This is a genomic window from Sphingobium sp. YR768 (genome assembly GCF_900111125.1).
Classification (GTDB): domain Bacteria; phylum Pseudomonadota; class Alphaproteobacteria; order Sphingomonadales; family Sphingomonadaceae; genus Sphingobium.
Genome location: NZ_FOGE01000049.1, coordinates 1 through 21,583 on the forward strand (window position 1 = coordinate 1; position 21,583 = coordinate 21,583).

Below are 21,583 nucleotides of genomic sequence, written 5' to 3' on the forward strand. Positions count from 1 at the left end.
TGCTCGTCCGTGAGCCAATACAGGTCGCTCATCTTCAATCTCCTCGCGGAGCCTGAATCAGATCGAGCCGGTTATATCAATGGGTCCTGACCCTAGCGAAATCGACGAGCGGATCATGGGTGAGGCCGACGCGAAGTTGTTTGGTGACCTGACCGCCTTCCAGAACTGCCACCTGGGCAAACGATCGATGGATGTCCATACCGATGATTTTCATACTTTGCTCTCCATGCGTCTGGGAGCCAGTGGCTTGCACGACATCTACGGATCCGCGCTCGCAGCGCAGCCGGGCAAGTCGTAGGGGCGGCCAAGTAACAACTCGAGCTCGCAGCTCATCGTAAGGACGGCCTGCCACCGTTTCGTGCTCCCGATGCCCCTATCCCGGCTTAGATAAGCTACCCTAAATGTAGCAGCTCGGCCACCGGGCTGGGCATCGGAAACATCATACCCTTTAACAACGCGGCGGAACGGGCGCTCAGAGGCATAGCCCTGGGCAGAAAATCATGGCTCTTCGCTGGTTCAGATCGCGGCGGCCAGCGCACCGCCTTCATGCTGAGCCTCATTGGCACGGCGAAGCTCAACGACATCAATCCGCAGGCATGGCTTGCCGATGTGCTCAGCCGCATCGCCGACATCCCCCAGAACCGTCTCCACGAACTGCTGCCATGGAATTGGCGCGCAGCCGAAGATCAACGCGAAGCCGCCTGATCCGCGGCCTTCACCGAATGCATACGAGGAGCAACGCGGACCATCGCATAGTATCGATGCAAGCCTATTGACCAAATGCCTTTGTGCAGACTTCCCGCGCTTCGTATCGCGAGATCACAAATCGGGAGAGAACGAAGATGCGCCTAGCAACCATGCGCGATGGGTCGAAAGACGGAAGATTGATTATAGTCTCCCCTGACGGCAGCTCCTATGCAATAGCGCCAGTAAAGACATTGCAGTCAGCGCTGGAGCAATGGGATCTGGTGGCCGCCGAGATGCTCGGGATTGCTGCGTTTCCTGAACAATTTCCGGCAGACAATATCGCTGCGCCAATGCCGCGAGCTTGGCAATGGCTGGATGGATCGGCTTTCCAGAGTCATGGCGATTTGATGTGCCAGGTACTTGGTATCGACCCCATCCTCTCCGACGTGCCGCTGATGTACCAGGGAGTGTCCGACAAATTCTACGGACCGCGCGATGATGTGAAATTCCCGGACGAAGCGCTCGGCATCGATTTCGAGGGTGAATTCGGCGTCATCGTTGACGCGGTCCCGATGGGGACCACGGCGGACGAAGCGATCCGTCACATCAAGCTGATTGTGCAGATCAACGATTGGTCGCTGCGCGCGTTGGCCGGACCGGAAATGAAGACCGGCTTTGGTTGGATCCAGGCCAACCCCCCCTGCGCCATGGCGCCATTTGCGGTTAGCCGGATTGAGGCCCTTGAAGCGGAACATAGGGCGCTCAACGAAAAGCCCCCGTTCATCTCTGCCGAGCAGAAGGAAAAGGCGCTCGCCTATCTGGTCATCGGCAGTGACGGCCAGCCCAGGCTCCACGAACGACTGTTCATCGTTCCCGAGCCCGAACCGGAGGTCGAAGAGGCCGAAGCCGAGCCGGGAGCCGATGGCATCCAGTCCGAAGAGGTCGAACAGGAACCGGTCGAGGATGGCCCGTCACTCGCGCCGATCAGCCAGAAACTGGCTGAGGAACTCGCGATTATGAAGACTGAAATCCTCCGCCTCCATGTGGCCAGCGATCCGCATTTCGCCCTCGACCTGGGCACCTTCTTCATGGTCGATGCCGCTCTTGGACGCAGCTATGGGCATCCGAGCGAACTACGCGCTACTGCTCCCTATTCGCGCGTTCCGGGGTTCGAAAGCGACACCCCGGCCGGCGAGGCCTGGACGGAACTCGATGCTGGCCTCGACCGCAGTTGGACAGAGGCGGGGAACCTTGTCGAGCGCTATGACGCTTTCTGTGGCCTGGATGAAGGCGCGCGGGCCGCGTGGCTCGGCTGGGCGATCGCCCGCACCCTCCATGCGGTCCCGGTAGGTGGGACTGGCGCTGATCTCATCGATCATCTGGGACGCAAGCTCGAAATCGAAGAGCATGTCTGGTGGCGACCAACGGCGCGCCGCTATTTCGACCGGGTGAGCAAGGGCAGAATATTGGCCCATTTTGGGGAGGTTGGCGGCCTTGAGCTTTCCAATCGCTACGCAGCGTCCAAGAAGCACGACCTTGCGGCATCGGCCGAGAAGCTTTTCGCCGGGCAATTGATCGTAGAAGCGGAGGTCAAAGACCGGGCTCTCAACTGGCTGCCAGACGAGATGCGTTTCGGTCGGGCGGAACATCCCGATTGCGAGGGCAGCGAAACGGATGGTGACGGGCTCCACGTCGAGGCTGCTGACGGCGCAGTTTCCGAAAATGCGGACGACGGCTTTCTGGAAGCAGCCTGAACATCACACCTGCCGGCGCTGCGTTTCGCGGCGCCGGTTTTTCGCTTTCCCGACGCCCTTCCACCGGGAGGGAGGAGGGGGATGGGCGTGCTGCCGAGCAGTGGCAATGTCCCCACCGACAGGAGTTTTCCGATGACCCGTTCGCTTCTCGCCGCTCTTGAAAGCGGTTCAGACCCGCTCGACCAGAAGATCTGGACTATCGCCGCCGTCGCGCGGTCGCTTGCCGACCTCATTCACGCCGGCCAGCCTGTCAGCCGTCAACGGCTCTCACGGCTGATGACAGTGCATTTCGGGAGCGATGACAGTTCGGGCGCCTGGTCGCTTCGCGACGCCTATGACGCTCTCGAGCTGGCGCAGGTCACGGCATTTCTGCAGAGAGATAACGGCGGCAACGATGACGCCCAGCCCGATGGCGCGCTCCTGGCGATCACTGCGCTTGCGGAGCGATTGCCCACACAAAGCTATCGATCCGAACGTCAGATCGACATGCAGCAATTCTCGACGCCTGCGCCGCTTGCCTTTCTCGCTTCGGTGGCCGCTGCCATCACGCCACACGATGTGGTCTTGGAACCCTCCGCCGGGACCGGAATGCTGGCGGGCTTTGCAAAGGCAGCCGGCGCACGCCTGGTGCTGAACGAGCGTGATCCGCTTCGGGCAGGTCTGCTCGCCCAGGCATTCGGCGATGGGGTCACACGGCACGACGCGGAACATATCGACGATCTGCTCGACGCGGCGCAGCGCCCAAGCCTTGTCCTTATCAATCCGCCCTTCAGCCGGAGCGAGGCGCGGGGCAAGGATCGCCACGCGGGCGCACGCCATCTTCGTTCCGCTCTGGCCCGCCTGAAGCCGGGCGGACGCTGTGTAGCGATCATGTCGCCAGCTTTCGCGCATGATGGCAGCGCGGCGAGCGGCTATGAAGCGGTCGCGGCCCTTGTGCCGCCCCGGGTCGAGATCACGGTCGAGGGGCGGCCATTTGCCAAGCACGGCACCAGCATCTCGGTCCGCCTCCTGGTCTATGACAAGGGATGGCAAGGAACGCCGCTCCGGGTGACGGTGAATAGCGTCGACGCGCTACTGCCGCATATCCTTTCTTTGCCGCCCCGGCTCGGCGGAGAGGAGCCGCCCGATCCGAGCCAACCGGCAGGTCGGCGTCATTCGGCTGGGAATGCGACGCGGAATGCGCGCCCGGTCACTCGATCGCTGCTGTCGGGAAAGAAAGGGGCGATCGCACCACTCCCCAAGCCCCGGCCGATCGTCGCCATTGATGGAACCGTCGAACCGCTTGCCTATACTGTTCGCGACACGCCGCTGTCTGCTGCCGAGCAGGTCGGCATCTACATACCCTGGCGGCTCTCCCGCATGGAAATCGCTGGTGGCAAAGCGCATCCCGATCAACTGGTCGAGTCGATCGCCATGTCTTCTATCCTGCCGCCCGAGCCGACCTATGTGCCGATGCTTCCACGCTGCGCCGTCGCCGCGATGTCGGATGCGCAACTCGAAACCCTCATTTACGCCGGGCAGGCCTTCGAGCGCGACCTGCCCGGTCTCTACGCCCCCAATGAAGCCGGCACCCTGTTGTCACCTGACGGAAATGGCGAACCCTATCGCATGGGCTTCTTCATCGGCGACGGCACCGGCGTCGGAAAAGGCCAGCAGGTGGCGGCGTGCATCATGGATCAATGGAGCCGCGATCGACGCAAGGCCGTCTGGATTTCCAAGAGCGCCGCGCTGATCGAAGATGCCAGAAGAGACATGCGGCGGCGATATGGCGCTTCGCTGTTTCAGCTGGATCGGTGAGGCAGCTCCGAAAATTTGAGCGGCAGAATGTAGGTTTAATGTCGCTTTCGAAACGGTATGACCGAATGGCAAAGCGAGGGGCGCATTGATGGGGCAAGAAGTTTACGTCATCCATTATAACAGCTTGCCGGACGTTGAACGCGCCAGCAAACGGACCATGGCAACTTATATCGAAACCGAAAGGGCGGCCTGGTCCGACTTTCTCGAGGAATTGATTGCCAATTCCGAGAGGGTCAGTTTTTCAATCCAACAGTCCGGTCGCACGGGAGGAACTCTGGCGAAAGCGTTTGATCAGCTTGAAGGAGCGCTGGAAGACAGCACCCAGTTTTCGACCGTAAGCACAAGAAACTATCGACGCGGTAATGCCATTCCTCCTCCATCTGATAGCGTTGAGGGGCGCTTGATCCTCGGACTTCACCGGGCGGGGCGTATCGATGATGCGCTTGCTGCATATACTCGCTTTGCTGCCTTTGAATTCTCCCACCTGAATGCACTGCGTTTTCCCAACGATGCTGGACTTGCTCTCTATAACCGGGGCGAAATTCTCATAGCGGCAGCACATGCAGCATCTGTGGTCACGACGAAGAAGGGCGTTGGCGGATATCTCAGTGAGGCCCAGTCCCGTGCAGCCGATGTGTTGAAGGCGCTTGATGCCTCGGTTCGCGAGGCGGACCAGACAAACATTGATCATGTGGCGCGACTGAGCGCGTTAAGAGATCACTTCACGCGCAAAGCCCGCAGACTAAGGGCGCTGGTTGTCGGTTCGGAGCGGCGGCGGGCTATGAAGTATCGCCGCTGGCGCAGCGACATAGAAGGGCAGGTGGAGAGCCGCTTTGCTGCCGCAGAGGCGCGGATGGATGCGCTCGATAAGGTTGTCGGGCGCAAGCATGAGGAGCGCGAAGAGCAATTCCAGGCGTTAAAGGATCTATTCCATGTCCAGCTTCGCCTGCGCGCCCCGGTCGCTCTATGGGAGAAGCGATCTGAGACCCACCGCGATGAGGCGAAAAAGGCGTTGGTGAAGTTCTGGGCTGCGGCATTTGTTGCCGTCCTGCTCGGCCTTGGCGTGCCAGCTTGTGCAGGCGATTACATCGCTGACAGTTTCTCAAAGTTCAGTTGTCTGCCGGGTCAACCGCAAAACTGCACGCGTAATTTTTCCGCTAAGGGCCCGCTCACCGTAGCAGGCATCTTGCTGATGACATCGCTCATTCTCTGGGTAACAAGGATGCAGTATCGGATATTCCTGAGCGAGCGTCACCTGTCTCTCGACGCTGACGAGAAACGCGCCTTTGCAGAGACATTCATGGCGCTCAAGGAAGACACAAGTGTCGATGTGAGCAATGAGACGATCGTCCTTACCTCGCTTTTCCGGCCGACGCAGGATGGCATTATCAAGGACGGGGACGGTGGATTTGACTTGTCTGCTGCTGCCTTGCTGGCAAAATCCTTGAGCAAATAGCGGCAGTGGCTGGCGTCGCTATCGAGGGGAGATCGTACATGATAAAATCGGAGCTGATCATCAGGCTCAGCGAAGAAAATCCAAGCCTTACCGCTCTAGAAGTCGAGAAGATCGTCGACCTGTTCTTCGGAACGATTATAGACCAGCTGAGCGATGGCGGGCGAGTCGAGTTGCGAGGCTTTGGAGCATTTTCGGTCAGGGCCTATGAAGCACGGACAAGCCGAAATCCCAGGACCGGCGAAGCCGTGGCTGTAGACGCCAAATCACGTCTCCATTTCAAAGCCGGCAAGGGAATGCTGCAGCGGCTGAATGCGCAGTGAGGCGACGCTCGAGCGGTTCATGATGGGAGCTGGTTAAGTGGCAAACACGATCTTCTGGTCATGGCAGAGTGATCTAGACAGTCGGGTCACGCGCGATTTGGTTCGATATGCCCTTGATGAGGCGATCGCGATGTTGGCCGCTGACATCGAAGAGGCCGATCGGCCGAGCCTGACCTCAGACACGCAAGGCGTTGCCGGCTCGCCTGACATTGTGGCTACTATCCTTCGCAAGATCGACGAAGCCGCAGTGTTCGTAGGGGATGTGACACCGATCGCGGTTTCCGCGAGCGGCAAGGCATGTGCTAATCCCAATGTGCTTCTGGAAATGGGATATGCCAACAGGGCCCTTACGACGCTGCGCGTCATACAGGTCTGGAACACAGCTTATGAGGGCGCCACGATCGACCGGCTCCCGTTCGACATGCGAGGGCGCCGCGCGCCGATCGGCTTTAGCCTTCCAGTAGATGCGAAAACTGAGGAGCTGCGCCTTGTGCGCGCAGATCTCGCCAAGCGTCTGGCGCAAGCGCTCAAGCTTGCGCTGGAAGAGGTGCCAGCCCTGTTGCCTGAAGCAATCCATTGGCAACCACATTTCCCTGGCGATCCCGACCTGTGGTTCGACAGGGCTAGTCCCCAGACTGTGACCACACCTGGTCACGGAACCCGGAAGTTTCGCTGGCAGCAGTATTTTCCTGGCTATGCCCGGATCATTCCGTCGAAATGGGCAGTAAAACCTGGTGCCAGACATGCTCTGTCGGACCATCGTGGATACCCCTCGTTGCTCGCCAACGCGCATTCGCTGAACTATGGGATCTCCCAGGGTGGGATGGCAATATATTGGCCAGGTAACGAGGTAAATGGCGTTCAGAATACGCGGGCTGTCACGCAATGGTTCGAGAAGACGGGCGAATTCTGGGGTGTTGGCGGCGGGTTCTTGTTCCAGCGTGAGGGGGATCGGCTAACGCTTTCGACCGGTTATTTCGTAAAGCATTGGCTCGATTTCCTGGAACGAAATTGCGCCCTTGCTCTCGCATATGGCGGGGCGCTCCCGATCCATGCCAGGCTAGGTATCAGCAACCTGACTGACAGCTGGTGGCCGCGAGGGGATTTCCAGTTCGGGGACGAGGGATTTGCCGCCGTCGAGAACGCTTATGAATATGATGGCATATTGACGTCGACAGAGCCCCAGGCACTACAAGAACTGGTTGTCGCCGCCTTCAATGGCCTGGCTGCGGTCTATGGGCACGAGCCCTTCACGCTGGAAGAGATTCTGGATGAGGCCAAAGGCTAAGGACGCGCGATCGACGCTGCGTTAGAACAGGACGGATCCTAGCGATATCATTGAGGCATGAGCCAATTGTCCATCTATCTCGATTTCCACCCGATAGAGGCCATCAGCCAGCTCGGCGCGGTATCGCCAGCGTTTCGCCGGACGGGGTGGTAAGGCAGCCATATCGCCGTTGAAGAACTCGACTATCTGCTGGCCGGCCTGGTTCCAGATCTTGATCGCGATCGAAAGGTTACGGCCATCGTGCCGCGGGTTGAACCGGAACGTCACGCCTTCAGCCGATAGTCCTATCTCCTGAACGAAAGCGAACCGCTTTTCGAAGACCTTGAGCGCGTCAGAAACTTTGCAGTAGGGCGCCCAGCGCGCCGCATGCGCGCCGAGCGAATAGAGAAGCGTGTCGCGCTCCGGGTCCGAACGCAGGTAGATTTCCTCAAGGCACTCTCCCAGATCGAGCGGGGAAGCAGGCAGCACCTCGGCGCAGCGGGCGTCGGTTATCGATCGATCGCCACCGGTCCCGCCTTCCGAGAAGACCTTGTGAAAAGGGATCTCCGAAAAATAGGCTTCGCTGTCGCCCGGTACAGTGCCTGCGAGCTGCATGTTCTGGTTCGAGAAGCGGATGTCAGGCCGGGCGAGGATGCTTCTGGCGTCGAGGGCAAGCATGATCAGGACCGGCGCATGGGCGCCTGGATATGTGCAATCGCCAGGCTTCCGCACGCCTTCGATATGATATTGAGTGGGGGTTTTGGGGCGAAAATAAAGCCGCACGCGATCATGGGCATGATTGCGCGCATCGATCACTCCTAGCGCTGCGACGTCGCGGGTCCGGGCATTTTCGGCATCGTCTCGAGAACGCAGCATGCCCTGGCTCAGGATCTGCACAGCATTTTCGAGCGGCGCATGATGGAAAAGTCGCGATGGCCAGTGCTTGCGATGCGGATAGGACGGACTGGCAAGCTGCCGCTGCCAGCTATCGATGTGGGCGTCGATATAATCGAGGCTTAGTGCCACGCGAGCTCGTGCTGCGACTTGCTCTGGGAGGCGATTGCGAAGCCCTGCCGATGCGGATTGGGCTCGATCGCATATTCCGGGCTGCCACCATGGCGCTCGATCACCACAGGGCGCACGGAGGGCAAGACACTCAGCAAGGAGACCAGCGACTCGCCAGTTCCCCGGATCGACCAACCTGCTTCGCGCTTCGTCACGAGCCCGCTCTGCAGTCCGTGCCAGATGCCGCGCAGGTCATCATCCTCGAACAACAGAACTGCATCATCGGTTTCGAGAAGCAGGCCGCTATCGTCCATCCTGGCCTGGAATTCCCGATTGCTTCCAAGCATCGAAAGATGCCCGCAGGACAGATCGACCGCGCGCCGGATGCTCGAGCGGAAACCATCGAACGAACCATCGTCAGCGGTCTCGCGCTTGAGTGTTGCTGCTACTGTCTCCAGATGCTCGGGCAAGCCGACATCGACCGCGAAGTCATGAATGAAGACCGGGATGGGCAGAGGTGCCAGATACTGCTCCATGAGCGGCTTGACGTCGTTCCAGTCCAGACCGCCATTGCCGCAGCCCAATTGGGGGAAGGCGATCTCGGTGATACCCTGCTCAGCATAGGCAGACACGAATTTGGCAAGTCCCTGCTCGATCCATTCGATCCGCGAAGGATTGCGCCAGTGGACCTTTGTCGGGAAATTCAGCACCCAACTGTCGCTGCCCCGCCATAGCCACAGCTTGCCAGGCTCCAGCATCTGCTGGTCGCAGATACGCTTATAGGCCTCGAACATCTTGGGTTCGCGGGTCTTGAACGCCTGGGCGAGGCCCTTGCCCATCACGCCCACGCAATTCACCGTGTTCACAAGCGTCTGCGACGGGGATTCAAGAAGGCTGGTACGGCGATAAATCAGCATAAGCCAGCCCTCATTGCGATGTCATGGGATATGGCCGCGTCTGGCTCAGATTGTGCATGAGAACAAATATAGAACAATCTTTCATCGAGGCAAGGGCCGAATCTCATTTCCTGAGCCAAGATATGGGAAAAGCGGTCGGCTGGAAAGTATGGCGACCAGTGGAGATACCTACAGCGATCTGCGGTCCCTACATGGCGGCTGAGCCTATACGACTGCGCCGTCCGCAGTTTCAGAGGCCACAGCCAGCAAACCGGACGGGTATCTGGCCAAGTTCGGGGGAGGCAGCCTGATGCTGTTGTAAGGGGACAAGAGCTTCTAGAGTGACGTGGAAACCACGACACCCGCAAAAGTGCGCATCAACCATCTGATATAAATGGATTAAAATAAATTCAGTTCGGAAGGGCTGTGTCTGGAATGCCGGGCTGATAATCGGTGTCCGGGACCAGAGCATTTGGAGTTTGGGCGTTATGGCCATCGACCCTTTTAAAATCAGATCATCATGAAATCAGGACATTTTGTGGGTTGGAGCCACCCATTTTCTTGATCCTAAGAGGCGTCTTCGTCGCCTCTAAGTGGGACCATGGTGGTCCCACTTTGGTTCAGGAACTTAATGACATTAGATCAGAAACATAGGAGACATTCCTGCGGAAGTCACGTCTAGTGAAGTGGGACTGCGTCGTCGATCGCAATGGGCGTCCAGCGCAGGCTTAATAGTCTGAAATACGGACTGATTTTGGCATGTTACCTGCTGCTCTCGGCGCCGCTGTGCACTCCAGAGGCTCTTGTCCCTCACTCCAAAAGCTCTTGTCCCCGCGCATTGCAACATCAGGCCGCCGCGCCACATCGGCGCGGGCTTCCCAACAAGTCCGGCTTGCGCGGATCACTTCGATCATGTATCTCACGTGCATAACATGAGAATGAGGTCGTTGTGATTCTGGACGTTGCGAAATTGGCTGGCAGTGAGATCCTTTCGGGCGCCCCAAGCGGCCGCCATCTCTATGCCAAGCTGGTGGAGATGCTGCCGGACGAACCTTCCGGCCCCGAGCCGCTGTTCCTCGATTTCCGCGGCGTGCAGGTTGCGACTGCCAGCTTCCTTCGAGAATCCGTGATTGCCTTCCGGACGTTCGTGCGCAGCCGCAAGTCGAACTTCTATCCTGCCGTCGCCAATGCTGTGACGGATGTCATTGATGATCTGGTGGAAGTCGTTCAGCCACGTGGTGACGTACTCATGCTCTGCACGCTGGGGCTGGATGGCGAGGTCATTCGCTGTCGTCGGATAGGGACCCTGGATCCCAAGCAGCAACTGACCTTCGATCTTGTGAGCCGTCATGGCGAAACGACTGCTACTCAGCTTATGGAAATAGAAAAAAGTGACGTTAAAGTTACTGCATGGAATAATCGACTATCATCATTGTCGTCCCTGGGGTTGATTAGCGAGCAGGCGCAGGGCCGAACCAAGACCTACAAACCTATATTTGCAGGAGGTGAAGGTGGGAGCTGACTTCAAGGCAAGAGCAAAGCGTAATTTCGAAAAATGCTGGGACAATGCGGCGGTCGTCGCAAACACGCCCGACCTTTTTGCCCGCAGCGCTGATCGTGCGCCCAGCCGCTATGAAGCAGAGGCTATTGGCGGGGCGACCATTTCTGTCGGCGAATCTTTTTCGGTTCGCATGGAAGGCAGCAATATGGTGGGGCGTCGCGGGACCTCGCCCGTCATTCTCCTTTCCAACCCCACCCAGAATTTGCGCCTTTCGATGGCGCAGGGCTGCAACATAGCCCGGGCCAGTGTCGTAGCTGCCGATCCCATCAGCGGCGTCTTCGAGGTCACCATTCACTAAAGGGCGAAATGCTGATGTCTGGCGAACAGCGTGCATTCAAACGTCTCTGGAGCAACCCCGGCGCGCCCATGTCGATGGGATGCATCGGCTGTCCCGAGTTGTCGGTATGCGGTGGGCAAACCGTGGACGGGGCAAGCTTCAATTGCCTGGATCATTGCTGCGGGAACCCGGCCACCTGCCAGATCGTATGTCCGGACGCTTATATCTATGCCGATCGGATCCGCGAGGTGAAGGGCTTGAACCTCGAGACCCCGGATGGCCCCAGGCTGCTCATCGATCCGATCCCGCCCTATGTTCCGATGGTTTTCCACGGTAGCGCGATGGAGAAGCCCGTCGAGGCCAAGACGATTGCCATCCCGCTCTATCGCTTCTTTGACCGCAATGGTGATTGTCGCTTCGAAGACATTCAGTCTGTCCAGGATAGCTTCAGGCTCGACGCAGCGACGAAGATCATTCTGTCGGGTGTTGCGCAGGATCGGGAGGTGGAGAAGTGGTGGAAGCTCGAACGCTCAGGTCGACTGAAGGCGATCGGCAATCTGCGCCGCCTTGGTATCGCTATGGTTTCCACGCCCAATTTCAGTCTGATCGTGGATCGTCCGCGTTGGGATGATCTTCATTCCATGCGCCGCATCGTGCTCGCCTATAACGAACTTGTGTCTGCAGGGCAGCCTGCGGCTCTCCATGTCAACGGTCGTACCGAAACGGACTTTGCGCGGTGGGGAGATTATATCACGGGTCACCCCGAGGTCACGCATATCGCTTATGAGTTCACGACTGGAACGCGCAATCCAGGCCGAATGATGCAGCATGCCCTTTGGCTGACTGGCTTGGCGGCGGCGTCTTCAAGCCGCCTTGGCTTGCTGCTGCGGGGCGGGTCGGCAGTGAGCAGTTTGCTGGCCGCGCATTTTGACGTGAGTTTCATCGACAGCTCGCCTTTCGAGAAGGCGCAGCATCGTCAGATCGCTTATCTGGACGAGGAAGGGCAGCGCCGCTGGGACGAGCGCCGCACTGATACCGGCGAGCCTGTCGATGCACTCCTTGAGGAGAATATTCGCGTGTCCAAGCTCTGGTTCGCATCGAACATGGCGAAAGCGCCACTTGCAGCCTGATCTTCTCAGCCCTCCCTTTGGCTATGGCATTGTCGATGGACTTGGCCGGGCCTGGCAGCGTGGGCAGTCGCCTAACCTATCTGGGCAGTGTTTTCGTGCGCGCGCGATCGGCCCCCTCATCGAAATCGCAAATCTGGGCTCGACTGAGAGGCTCCATCAAATCCGCCGCGAGAGCTGGTTCAGCGATGGCTCGCTAGAGCCTTTGGTCGATGCCTTTCTCGATGGAGCGACACAATGGGTCGCGAGAGATTTGCGGCAGGGAATGGTGAAGGGCGAAGGCCTGGAGGACGAGGCTGTCCTCACGAGCTTCAAGATCGACGCACATAAAGCTGCGATTGCCGCTGGCTTCGGGTCGCAGGCGAAGTTTCTGATTGCAGCGCTGGGCGAACTTGTCGGGAACGTAGTTGACCACTCGGAAAATTCTGGTTCGGCAGCGGCTTTCTTCTGCGCTGGCAAAGGAGAATTTGAGTTTGTGGTTTCCGATCGCGGCATCGGGGTGTTGGACAGTCTTACCCAAAATCCGGAACACAGCGGCTTGAGCGACCATGGGGCGGCGCTTGAGGCGATGGTGGAAGAGGGGGTGTCACGCCACGCGTGCGACACCGGGCATGGTCACGGTTTCCGTCCCATATTCGAGAAGCTGGCGGATATGACTGGCGAATTGCGTTTCCGGTCGGGCGACTATGTTCTTACCCTCGACGGGCGATTTGGGGACAGGATTGCTCGGGAGACCAATCAGAAGGCCCGGATACAAGGCTTCCTGGCGGCCGTGAATTGCAAAATGGGGTAGGCAGTCGTGCATTGAGGCGAAGGCATCTCCTACATGGATCAGGGCTGGTCAAACTGGCGGTAGGCAGTTTGGCGGAAGTCGAGCATCTCTACGGCTGATCTTCGTCTGGCCGCTTCGACATATCTTGGCGTGGGGATGCTGATCGGATAGATTGAAAATCGAGAACGGAAGATGAACTGAAGCTTTGTGTTCTCCACCTACTTCGCAACCTAGCTCAAACCAACGGGCAGAAAGGGGCGGGGGAAGAGGAAATTGAGATTAAGTGATTGTAAAAATGGGAGAATATTGGTAAATTTAAAGCCGGGTTTCTCTGTGGGTATAATTGCGGGCATAATCCCGATGCGTTCAGAAAAAACCCTTTGTTTTCAATCGGATAGTCAACAATTTCGGTTGCTGCCGGGCCCACCATCGTCTCTAAGCTGTTGAAAGGCTTGGAAAACGTTGAAAAATAGGGACTTTTTACAGGCGTCTGTTACATCTGTAACAGCTATGGAAACGCCCATGTCCTATCTCGCTAAGCGCGGCTCAGTTTACTATTTTCGGCGCATTGTACCCGATGAATTGCGTCTTGCCCTCGGTAAGCGTGAAATCATGCTGTCCCTGCGGACTAAGGATAGGGAGGAAGCCAAGCGGCTCATCCCAAAAGAAATCATCAAATCCGATGCGCTGTTTGCCAATGCTCGGAAAGGCTCTGTATCGGATCAGGGGAAGTCCAAGCCTCCAGCGGCCAAATCCCCAGCCCAGCTAGAGCGGGAGCGCCTGATTTGGGAGGCAGACTTAGAGCAGATTGAGTTACGGGATCAGGCCCTGAGCGACCAAGAAAGCGAGATAGAGGAGCTTGAGCCGATCATGACCCTGGTGCGCGTCGGCGTCCTGCGGGCAGCACCATGGTCTGAGTTTCAGGGAATAGATTGGGACGATCCTGATACACCGCCAGACCAACCGATCTGGCGTATCCCGGCGAGTCGGATGAAACTTGTCGTCGAGGACAAGGAAAATCCAGCCTTCGGGCACGACGTCCCTCTCTGCCATCAAGCCGTCGAAGTGCTCAGAATTATCCGGATGATCACAGGAAGTCTTCCGATTCTGTTTCCGAGCGCGAAAGGCTGGAGGCAACCCATGTCGGATGCAGCGCTCAGCACCATGTACAAGCGCATGGCAGGGGGACGGTATCAAGGCCAGATGGTGCCTCATGGCTGGCGTTCATCATTTTCGACGATCATGAATGAGCGGGCCGCGGATCTTGAACGCGACGGCGATCGGATGGTCATCGACATGATCCTGGCGCACGTTCCTGAAGGCGTTTCTGCTTCGGAATGGTCCTATAATCGATCGCGTTATCGAAGGCTGCGGACCTCGCTGCATCAGGTGTGGGCTGACCTGATTTCTGAGGGACTGATGTTTCCTCACGAACTTCTATCGCGGGAAAAGAGCCTGAAGGGAGGCACCGCGGCCTGAATGTGCCGGTCGCTCCCGTCGGCTGTATGAGAGCGACCGATACAACAACGCCGGCCTCCGGATCAGGCTTGGCTTGGTGGCAGATAGCCGCGAAGCTCGATTCTGGCAGGACTGTTCGAGGGCCGATATCCCATAGGGTTCGCGATGAACTCCTCGACCTCGCTCTTATACCAGGCAACCGCCCGAGCACCGATGCGCAGGCGTCTAGGGAACCGGCCGGCGAGCTCGCGACGATAGATCGTCGATATCGGCATGCCGGTCCTCGAAATGACTGCCTTCAGCCTCAAAAGCTGGTACGGCTTTTGCTACCATTCGTGCCGCATTTCGTCGCGCGGATGATATATAGCTCGTGGATTGAGACGCATGTTCGGTCGCAGGAATCTCGTGCCTCACTGATCAATGTGCGCACCGAAAGCCGATATGAGAGGCGGGCTCCTTCATCACTTGTCGCGCTGCAGGCCGATAGCGTCGACAATGATTTTCCGCACACAGGAAAGAGCCGCCCTTGATGATATGACCGTGATTTTGGGCTTTGCTGTCACTACAGCATGCCTGCGTCTCGCTGATATCTCCTGTATCGGCCGTGATCTCCCAGACATTCCCGATCAGATCATGCACATCAAATCCGTTCGGCAAAAAGGCCCCCACCGGCGTGGTCAGTGGCAAAGACATCCCGCCGCGCCGATCATGCGGGAAAACACCTCTCCATATATTAGCCGGGATCAGGCCGTCGGTTTCGAGCGTATCGCCCCACGCATAGTCAAGGCCATGCAAGCCACCTCGCGCGGCCCATTCCCATTCAGCTTCGGTCGGCAGGCGCTTCCCTGCCCAGGTTGCATAGGCCTCAGCATCTCTTGGCCCAACATGAACAACCGGATGATCAAGCAATGCATCGATTGCGCTTTTCGGACCCAATGGCCGACACCAGCATGTGCCTGCAACAAAACGCCAGTCGGGATAACGGGCGGGATCATGGCATGCGAACAGCATGGAGCCTCCCGCCTGTTCCGCCACTGTCACCCAGCCACTATCGCGCACAAATTCCTGGAACTGACCATTGGTCACGGGATGAGTGTCGACAATGAAAGCCGCCACCTCCACCACACGCAGCGGCGCTTCTTCAGGATAGAAGCGCTCTGAGCCCATCAGAACTCGACCGCCTGGAATGGGCCGGACTGAAGTGGCGGCGACATCCATGTTCAACCCACCACATTGGGTTTTGCCTGCATGCGCTTGATAAAGGCCTCATAGTCGAACACCGGAGAAGTCGGTGTGTAGCTGCCGTCCAGAACAAAGTTCAGATAGCGCCCGGCACCGATCAGATACTCGTCATCGCTTTCCGATGCTCGCCGCACCGCGTTGCGTGCGGTTTGAGCTTTGTCACCAATATAGGTCAGCGCATTGATGGCCTGAAGGCGCACGCGCGGATGCGGATGGGTTTCAAGCAGGTCGATCAGCGTCGAGACTGGCTGAGGATCGTTTGTAAGGCGCGCTAGCGCTTCTGCCAGAGCGACAAGCACCTGAGGGCTGGTCTCTTTTTCCAGGCGATCGCGAAGCTGTGCCACATGCGGCCGCGCTCTCTCGCCTGCGATCAAAAATCCCTGCGCAGCCCAGTAGCGAAGGACGTCATGCGCGTCGGTCAGATGCGAGAGGAGGAATGGCAGGTTTTCCGTCTTGCCTTGTGCCGCGATGGAGGCAAGTGCCATGATCCGCTGCAGCGGGTAAGCGCCCTTGCGCCTGCTCTCGTCATAGCCTTCAAGCACCGACCCTTCGGGAATGAAGCCATTGTCATTGACCTCCAGCATATGCTGGTCGAGCGCATGGCGCATCTGCGCGATCCGGATCTGATGATCGGCAGCGTCAATGAGATTGCTGACCTGATCGGGATCGCCTTCAAGATCGAAAAACTGCTCGAAAGGCTTGGTACCCCAGAAGAGGTCCTGTTCCGGCGTCAAAGTTCCGGCGATATGCGCGGCTTCCCAGTCCTGATAGCCTTTGGCCGCCCATTGGAATGAGCCATGCTGCCCCCATATGCGGTGCGGGGAATAGTTGCGAATGTAACGATAGCGCCCGTCCGTCACGGTGCGGACCATGTCGTAGCGCTCATCCATGCGATTGCGCATCCCGAACGCGAAGCGCTTGGGTTTTCCAGCAAAACGGCCAAGGAATGCGCTACCCTGCATATGGTCGGGCTTGGCGATGCCGGCGAGTGAGAGGACGGTGGGCGCGAGATCGATAAAGGTCACCGGCGCCTTGACCTGGCTACCCTGCGGGGCGGGAGAAAGGTGGCGCCATTTTTCGGGTATATGGATGACCATCGCACAGCGATGGCCTTCATCATAGCAATAGCGCTTGCTGCGCGGCAGGACTCCGCCATTGTCGGAATAATAGAAGATGATGGTGTTCTCGGCGAGGCCAGCGCCCCCCAGTTCCGCGAGCTTGATCGCCAGCTCTCCGTCCATCTGCTCCATACGGTTATAGTAGGTGGCAAAGTCCCTGCGGATGCCGGGTGTATCAGGCAGATAGGCAGGCAGGCGGATGTCTTCAGGCTTCACCCGCCCTTCGAGTGCCTGAAAAATACGGGATTCATGGGTCGTTTCATGGTTGAAGACGGCAAAGAAGGGCGCGCCATCAGGGCGATTCTTCCAGTGCGCCGTCTTGCTGGACTCGTCCCAGATCTGGTCGGGTTTCAGGTCAGAATTATAATCGGTCTTGGCATTGTTGGTGCAGTAATAGCCCTGTTCCCGCAAATAGGTGGGAAACCCCGCCAAAAGTGCAGGAAGATGGGCTACCGCGCGCATATTGTGCGCTGGCCCCGCGCTTTCAGGATGAACGCCGGTGATGATCCCAAACCGGGTCGGCGCGCAGACTGGAGCTGTCGTATAGACATTGCGGTATAGCAGCCCCTTGCGCGCCAGCCCGTCAATGGTGGGTGTGTGGGCGAGCCTGTCGCCATAGGTACCGATGAAGGGATTATTATCCTCGCTCACCAGCCACAATATGTTCGGTCGTTCGCCCCCCTTATCCTTGCCCATAGCGACATCGCTGAGGCTCGCCGCTGCTGCGGCGGCGCCCGCTGCAAGAAGATTACGTCGGTTCAGCGCTGCCATGGCGTTCCTCCTCATGATCAATAGCTGATGGACAGGTTGGCACCGAAATAGCGGTCCGCATCCTTGGGAGTAAAACCAGTGAGATTATAGGGGTTGGCGGCATTGGTGAGTTGCCCCGCCCTACCGATGCTGGTGAGAAAATGCTTGTCGGTGAGATTGCGGACGAACAGCGTCACACTGTAGCGGCCATCCTGGCGACGAACCCCGACGCTGGCGTCGAACGTCGCATAGCCTTTTTGGGCAGCATCGGGATCCTGCTCCAGGCTGAAATTGACGGCGCTCTGGGCGTTGCCCGTAACCTGCCCGAACAGCGCAAGATCAGTGCCCGGAAGATCGCTTTCATAGCGTGCCGTCAGCGTGCCCCGCCAGGAAGGGGCATTGGGCAGCCTGCCGTCCCGGACATTGAGATAGGGCGTGCCACCTGCCGTCAGGCGATAGCAGCTGTTGATCGGAGACGCGTTGCTGACCGCTGCACTGGCCTGCTGCGGCAGCGGGCAGCTAAGCCCGTCCACATCCACGCTGGTCGCCAGATAGGTGAGGCCGCCATTGAAGGACAGGCCGCGCGCAGGTCGGGCCGTGAATTCCACCTCCACGCCCTTGGTGACGGCGCTGCCGGCATTGGTCGGGATGGAGGAGACGATACCCGTTACTGGATCGGTATAGGCGGCCTGCACTTGGAGATCGGAATAGTCCGCATAGAAGGCGGCTGCATTGACCGACAAAGCCCGATCAAAGAGATCGAATTTGAGGCCGGCTTCCCAGGCCTTGACCGTTTCCGGGCGGACCGGGCGCTGGTTTACGAAATTGGCCGTGACCTCGATATCGTAAGCAGCGCCCTTATAGCCGCGCGTCCAGGTCAGATAGGCCTGCACATCACGGCTGAAACGATATTGAAGACCAAGTTTGCCGGACAGGTCGGTATCGGCGGTCGATCCGCTGCCGGTCGAGGCGCCCAGTTGCGCTGTATCGCCTGCCACCAGGGCCCGGCCCGGCCTGTTGCCCCAATAGGACACGGTTTCACGCTGCAAGCGCCCGCCGGCGATCAGCGAGAGCGCGTCGACAAGCTTGAGTTCGGCCTGGCCGAAGGCGGCGAACTGCTCAGTCTTCGAACTCGCTTCATGATAGGTCGAGGCATAGGTAGGAACGGCGCAAGGCTGGCCGTAGACGGCCGCGCCCTTTGCGCCACCAGCCAAGCAATTGCCAAGCCGCCGGCGGAAACCGCGGCTAACGTCGAGGTCGAGATAATAGAGGCCAGCGACATAGGTAAGCGGCCGGTTCTGCGGCGACGTCAGACGCAGTTCCTGACTGAATTGCTTTACGCCTGCCGGACCACCATTCAACACGCCCTTGCCGTTGGAGAAAGGTACGAAGATCGGGCTTGGCGTGTAGAGACCATCCACATCGACATTATTGTCGAAGTCGAAATCCTGCCATGCTGTCAGCGAAGTGAGCGTATGATCGCCAAGCTCCAGATTGCCTTCAAGCGATGCGATCCACTGCCGTGTCTTGTTGAAGGAAGGCGCATCGATGTTAACCTCCCGGTTATGGCGACTGGCGACGACCGTCCCCAGCAACTGGGTCAGCAACGGGGTCGTTGTCTGAATATATTGCGGTTGGCAGCAATCTGCATTCATCTTGCGATAGTCGAGCGTAGCGAGGAAATTGAGATTGTCGGTGGCGTCCCAGTCCAGCTTGCCGCGCAGGCCCCAGCTTTTGAAGCCGTTCTTGTCCTTGCCGTTCGCCACATTGGTGATGTGGCCGCCTACGTCATTGTAAAAGCCACTGACCCGCGCGCGCAGGCGATCCGTAAGCGGCCCGGACACGGTGCCCTTGATGCGATATTCGTCCAGTTCGGCAATGGTCGCGTCTGCACGCGCCGTGAAATGATCGGTCGGCCGCGCGGTCACGACTGAAATGACGCCGGCGGTCGCATTCTTGCCGAACAAGGTGCCCTGCGGGCCGCGCAGAACCTCGACGCGCTCCAGATCGGCCAGATCCACAAATCCCTGCGCCTGTCGTGCCATCACGACGCCGTCGATGACCGTCGAGACCGAGGATTCCGAGCCCTGGTTGAATAATGTGGTGCCGATCCCGCGCACACGGAAGGTCGAGTTGGAAACATTATTACCCTGCGTATAGGTGAGCGAGGGAACCGCCGCGACCAGTCCGTTCGTGTCGTTGATCTGCTGTCGGCCAAGGGTCTCAGCGGACAGCGCGCTGACCGCAAGAGGAACATCCTGGAGACGTTCAGTGCGCTTTTGCGCGGTGACGACGATTTCTCCGGGATCAGATGCTTGTGCCTGGGCGTGAGCGAGGGTGGGCACCAGGGCGGTGCCTGCCAGCAGGGCAACAGCCAGGGGTAGCTTTACAAAGGCGCTTTTATCGGATTGCACAATGTTCTCCGCAGATGATCGGCGCGCGCCAGCCTCGCGCGAAAATGTTTCTTTCGCTGGCATGGCGTGCAGGGGTGGAAAGGTCATGGGGCGCCCCACAGATCTGGGACGAGCGGCAAGGCCTAGTGGGAAATGATCATTCTGCGGGCCCCTTTGTGGATCGGGGGTCGTCCTGGCGTTGTCGCCTCAGCAGACCGGTGACAGCGGGCAGGCATTTTCCTGTCCAACACATTGTCTACCTAGGTCGTAGGAATAAGTTTGGTCAATGAACTAAATCTGCCAGCCCCCCAAAGCTGTGCTTTCCGCTCACTCACAGCCGGCGATAAAGCTGCTCCAGCGCAAGCGAGGCCGCGCCTTTCCAGAAATCGCCTTCCGCGATCGTGCGGAATTCGATGTGGGTTTTGTCGACCAGTGTCGCGAGCATATGCTCCCCAACGGCTTCATGGAATGCTGGCGCGATCATGGCCTGTAGCTCAGGCTCAGCTGCAACAATGAGAACATGGCCGGAATCAGCCTCATTGATATGGCTTGCGACCGCCGTGCCCAAAGCGCGTCCAGCAGATCGAAAAAGAGCCAGAGCGACACCGTCTCCAGATCGAGCAAGATCGACTAAGGCTGAGAATTCTCCTGACCCTATCGGCGCTTCGGGCTCCCCACCGCCGCGCAACCATTGACGGATAATTCCACCGACACTGGCATAAGCGCCCAGGCAGCCGGAGGCGCCGCAAAAACAGGGGCGTCCCTGCTCGAACGCGACCTTCACATGCGCAATCTCTGAGTTACTGCCGTTGACGCCAGTTTGAAGATGGCCGTTGCGATAGCGCGCTCCACCCATGCCACGCTCCAGCAGCGCGATACAGGTAAAGTCATCCAGCCAGTCCCCTTGTCCGAACCAGTGTTCGGCCCTCGCGACCACGGTGGCGCGATTATCGATCGTGACCGGAATGCCAGTAGCCTGACCAATCTGCGGACCAACTGCAGTTGGTGGGTGCCATCCGCTATGCGGCAGCCAGAGAATGACGCCGGCATTTCGATCAACCTGGCCGGGAAGGATGATGCCGGCATGGCGGATTCGTTCACGCTCTATTCCGCTTTGAACAATGGCACTTTCTATGGCAGCGACCGCATGATCGGCAAAGGTGGCCACATCAAGGCGACCAATCCCATATTGCGAAGAGAAAAGCCTGTTGCCGTTCATATCGATGATGTCAGCAGACAGAGCATCATTTCCCGCAGGCGACAGACCTATCACATAGGCGGCGTTCGCTATGATCCGCAACGAAATGCGGGGACGGCCCCTCCCAGAGGGCAGAGAGATATGCTCTTCCAACAGGCCTTGCGCGACCAGGCGACCAACTATCTCGGTGATGGAGCCTTTAGCCATTCCGGTCGCCTGCGTCAGTTCGACACGAGACAAGGCTCCGGCCCGTCTTATATGCTTCATGATCCGAAGCGTGCTGTCCTCAGGGTCTCTGATGCTCACGCTTGCACGTTTGTAACGCACCGCCAGCTTCGACAAGCGAATTTCTCTGAAGCCGCCGATCCACAGTTGAAGCAGGCTGGCAGCTGATTAGAGCCGGCCGTCAGTCTAGGGCCGATCGACATTCAGGATTCCCAAGAGGTCTAATTGCTGATTCATAGGGCTCCGTGTTGGAACACGGAGCGGACGATGGGGATCAAGC

Annotated in this window: 18 protein-coding genes and 2 pseudogenes; 13 read left to right on the forward strand and 7 right to left on the reverse strand. The window is 58.5% G+C overall.

The genetic code is table 11. The features are described from left to right. The first annotated feature begins 115 nt into the window (after nucleotides 1–115). The 8 genes and pseudogenes from BMX92_RS25345 (at nucleotide 116) to BMX92_RS27595 (ending at nucleotide 7,302) form a co-directional block, all read left to right on the forward strand. On the forward strand, nucleotides 116–298 hold the full coding sequence (locus BMX92_RS25345; RefSeq protein ID WP_143066905.1) for a hypothetical protein: 183 nt from the start codon (nucleotides 116–118) through the stop codon (nucleotides 296–298). 149 nt (nucleotides 299–447) lie between these two features. Beyond that, nucleotides 448–705 (forward strand): annotated as a pseudogene (locus tag BMX92_RS25350) (transposase domain-containing protein); the annotation flags it as partial. Between the two features lie 137 nt (nucleotides 706–842). Then, nucleotides 843–1,034: pseudogene (locus BMX92_RS28250) on the forward strand (fumarylacetoacetate hydrolase); the annotation flags it as partial. Between the two features lie 60 nt (nucleotides 1,035–1,094). After that, the gene (locus BMX92_RS25355) at nucleotides 1,095–2,441 is read left to right on the forward strand and encodes a fumarylacetoacetate hydrolase family protein (protein WP_256213626.1); all 1,347 of its coding nucleotides are present in this window, start codon (nucleotides 1,095–1,097) and stop codon (nucleotides 2,439–2,441) included. A gap of 132 nt (nucleotides 2,442–2,573) precedes the next feature. After that, nucleotides 2,574–4,238 carry a strawberry notch-like NTP hydrolase domain-containing protein gene (locus tag BMX92_RS25360; RefSeq protein WP_093022125.1) on the forward strand — a complete coding sequence of 555 codons (1,665 nt, stop codon included), beginning with the start codon at nucleotides 2,574–2,576 and terminating at the stop codon, nucleotides 4,236–4,238. Between the two features lie 88 nt (nucleotides 4,239–4,326). Continuing rightward, a complete protein-coding gene (locus BMX92_RS25365) occupies nucleotides 4,327–5,694 on the forward strand; it encodes a DUF6161 domain-containing protein (RefSeq protein ID WP_093022087.1) in 1,368 nt (455 codons plus the stop codon). A gap of 38 nt (nucleotides 5,695–5,732) precedes the next feature. Then, nucleotides 5,733–6,014, forward strand: coding sequence for an HU family DNA-binding protein (locus BMX92_RS25370; RefSeq protein WP_093022128.1), 282 nt, complete (start codon nucleotides 5,733–5,735; stop codon nucleotides 6,012–6,014). A gap of 37 nt (nucleotides 6,015–6,051) precedes the next feature. Continuing rightward, nucleotides 6,052–7,302, forward strand: a complete 1,251-nt coding sequence (locus BMX92_RS27595; RefSeq protein ID WP_177185262.1) for a hypothetical protein — start codon at nucleotides 6,052–6,054, stop codon at nucleotides 7,300–7,302. Nucleotides 7,303–7,323: 21 nt separating this feature from the next. Here BMX92_RS27595 and BMX92_RS25380 read toward each other — a convergent pair whose 3' ends face one another. Continuing rightward, nucleotides 7,324–8,307, reverse strand: coding sequence for a DarT ssDNA thymidine ADP-ribosyltransferase family protein (locus tag BMX92_RS25380; RefSeq protein WP_256213622.1), 984 nt, complete (start codon nucleotides 8,305–8,307; stop codon nucleotides 7,324–7,326). Next, entirely contained in the window at nucleotides 8,298–9,203 is a 906-nt protein-coding gene (locus BMX92_RS25385) for a macro domain-containing protein (protein ID WP_093022093.1), read from the reverse strand. Before BMX92_RS25385 ends, BMX92_RS25380 begins: the two co-directional genes overlap by 10 nt. A gap of 928 nt (nucleotides 9,204–10,131) precedes the next feature. Between BMX92_RS25385 and BMX92_RS27160 the strand changes: the two genes are divergently transcribed. From BMX92_RS27160 to BMX92_RS25410, 5 genes are all read left to right on the forward strand, one after another. Then, nucleotides 10,132–10,704 carry a hypothetical protein gene (locus BMX92_RS27160; RefSeq protein ID WP_143066906.1) on the forward strand — a complete coding sequence of 191 codons (573 nt, stop codon included), beginning with the start codon at nucleotides 10,132–10,134 and terminating at the stop codon, nucleotides 10,702–10,704. Then, complete coding sequence (locus BMX92_RS25395; RefSeq protein ID WP_143066907.1) at nucleotides 10,679–11,041, forward strand: hypothetical protein; 363 nt, start codon at nucleotides 10,679–10,681, stop codon at nucleotides 11,039–11,041. The genes BMX92_RS27160 and BMX92_RS25395 overlap by 26 nt, the downstream gene beginning before the upstream one ends. 14 nt (nucleotides 11,042–11,055) lie before the next feature. Next, nucleotides 11,056–12,150 carry a hypothetical protein gene (locus BMX92_RS25400; RefSeq protein ID WP_143066908.1) on the forward strand — a complete coding sequence of 365 codons (1,095 nt, stop codon included), beginning with the start codon at nucleotides 11,056–11,058 and terminating at the stop codon, nucleotides 12,148–12,150. Further along, nucleotides 12,140–12,940, forward strand: a complete 801-nt coding sequence (locus tag BMX92_RS25405; protein ID WP_093022105.1) for a hypothetical protein — start codon at nucleotides 12,140–12,142, stop codon at nucleotides 12,938–12,940. Before BMX92_RS25400 ends, BMX92_RS25405 begins: the two co-directional genes overlap by 11 nt. Before the next feature lie 501 nt (nucleotides 12,941–13,441). After that, entirely contained in the window at nucleotides 13,442–14,398 is a 957-nt protein-coding gene (locus tag BMX92_RS25410) for a DUF6538 domain-containing protein (RefSeq protein ID WP_256213623.1), read from the forward strand. A 62-nt stretch (nucleotides 14,399–14,460) separates the two neighbouring features. Here the strand turns inward: BMX92_RS25410 and BMX92_RS25415 are convergent, their stop codons facing one another. The 5 genes from BMX92_RS25415 to BMX92_RS25435 all read right to left on the reverse strand — a co-directional run bounded on the left by BMX92_RS25415 (nucleotide 14,461) and on the right by BMX92_RS25435 (nucleotide 21,420). After that, entirely contained in the window at nucleotides 14,461–14,685 is a 225-nt protein-coding gene (locus tag BMX92_RS25415) for a helix-turn-helix transcriptional regulator (protein WP_256213624.1), read from the reverse strand. A gap of 109 nt (nucleotides 14,686–14,794) precedes the next feature. Then, nucleotides 14,795–15,595: a formylglycine-generating enzyme family protein gene (locus BMX92_RS25420; RefSeq protein ID WP_093022114.1), complete on the reverse strand. Its 801-nt coding sequence runs from the start codon at nucleotides 15,593–15,595 to the stop codon at nucleotides 14,795–14,797. A gap of 2 nt (nucleotides 15,596–15,597) precedes the next feature. Further along, a complete protein-coding gene (locus BMX92_RS25425) occupies nucleotides 15,598–17,508 on the reverse strand; it encodes a sulfatase-like hydrolase/transferase (protein WP_093022116.1) in 1,911 nt (636 codons plus the stop codon). 17 nt (nucleotides 17,509–17,525) lie between these two features. Further along, nucleotides 17,526–19,901: a TonB-dependent receptor gene (locus BMX92_RS25430; protein ID WP_256213625.1), complete on the reverse strand. Its 2,376-nt coding sequence runs from the start codon at nucleotides 19,899–19,901 to the stop codon at nucleotides 17,526–17,528. 310 nt (nucleotides 19,902–20,211) lie between these two features. Beyond that, a complete protein-coding gene (locus BMX92_RS25435; protein ID WP_143066909.1) occupies nucleotides 20,212–21,420 on the reverse strand; it encodes an ROK family transcriptional regulator in 1,209 nt (402 codons plus the stop codon). Nucleotides 21,421–21,583: the final 163 nt, after the last annotated feature.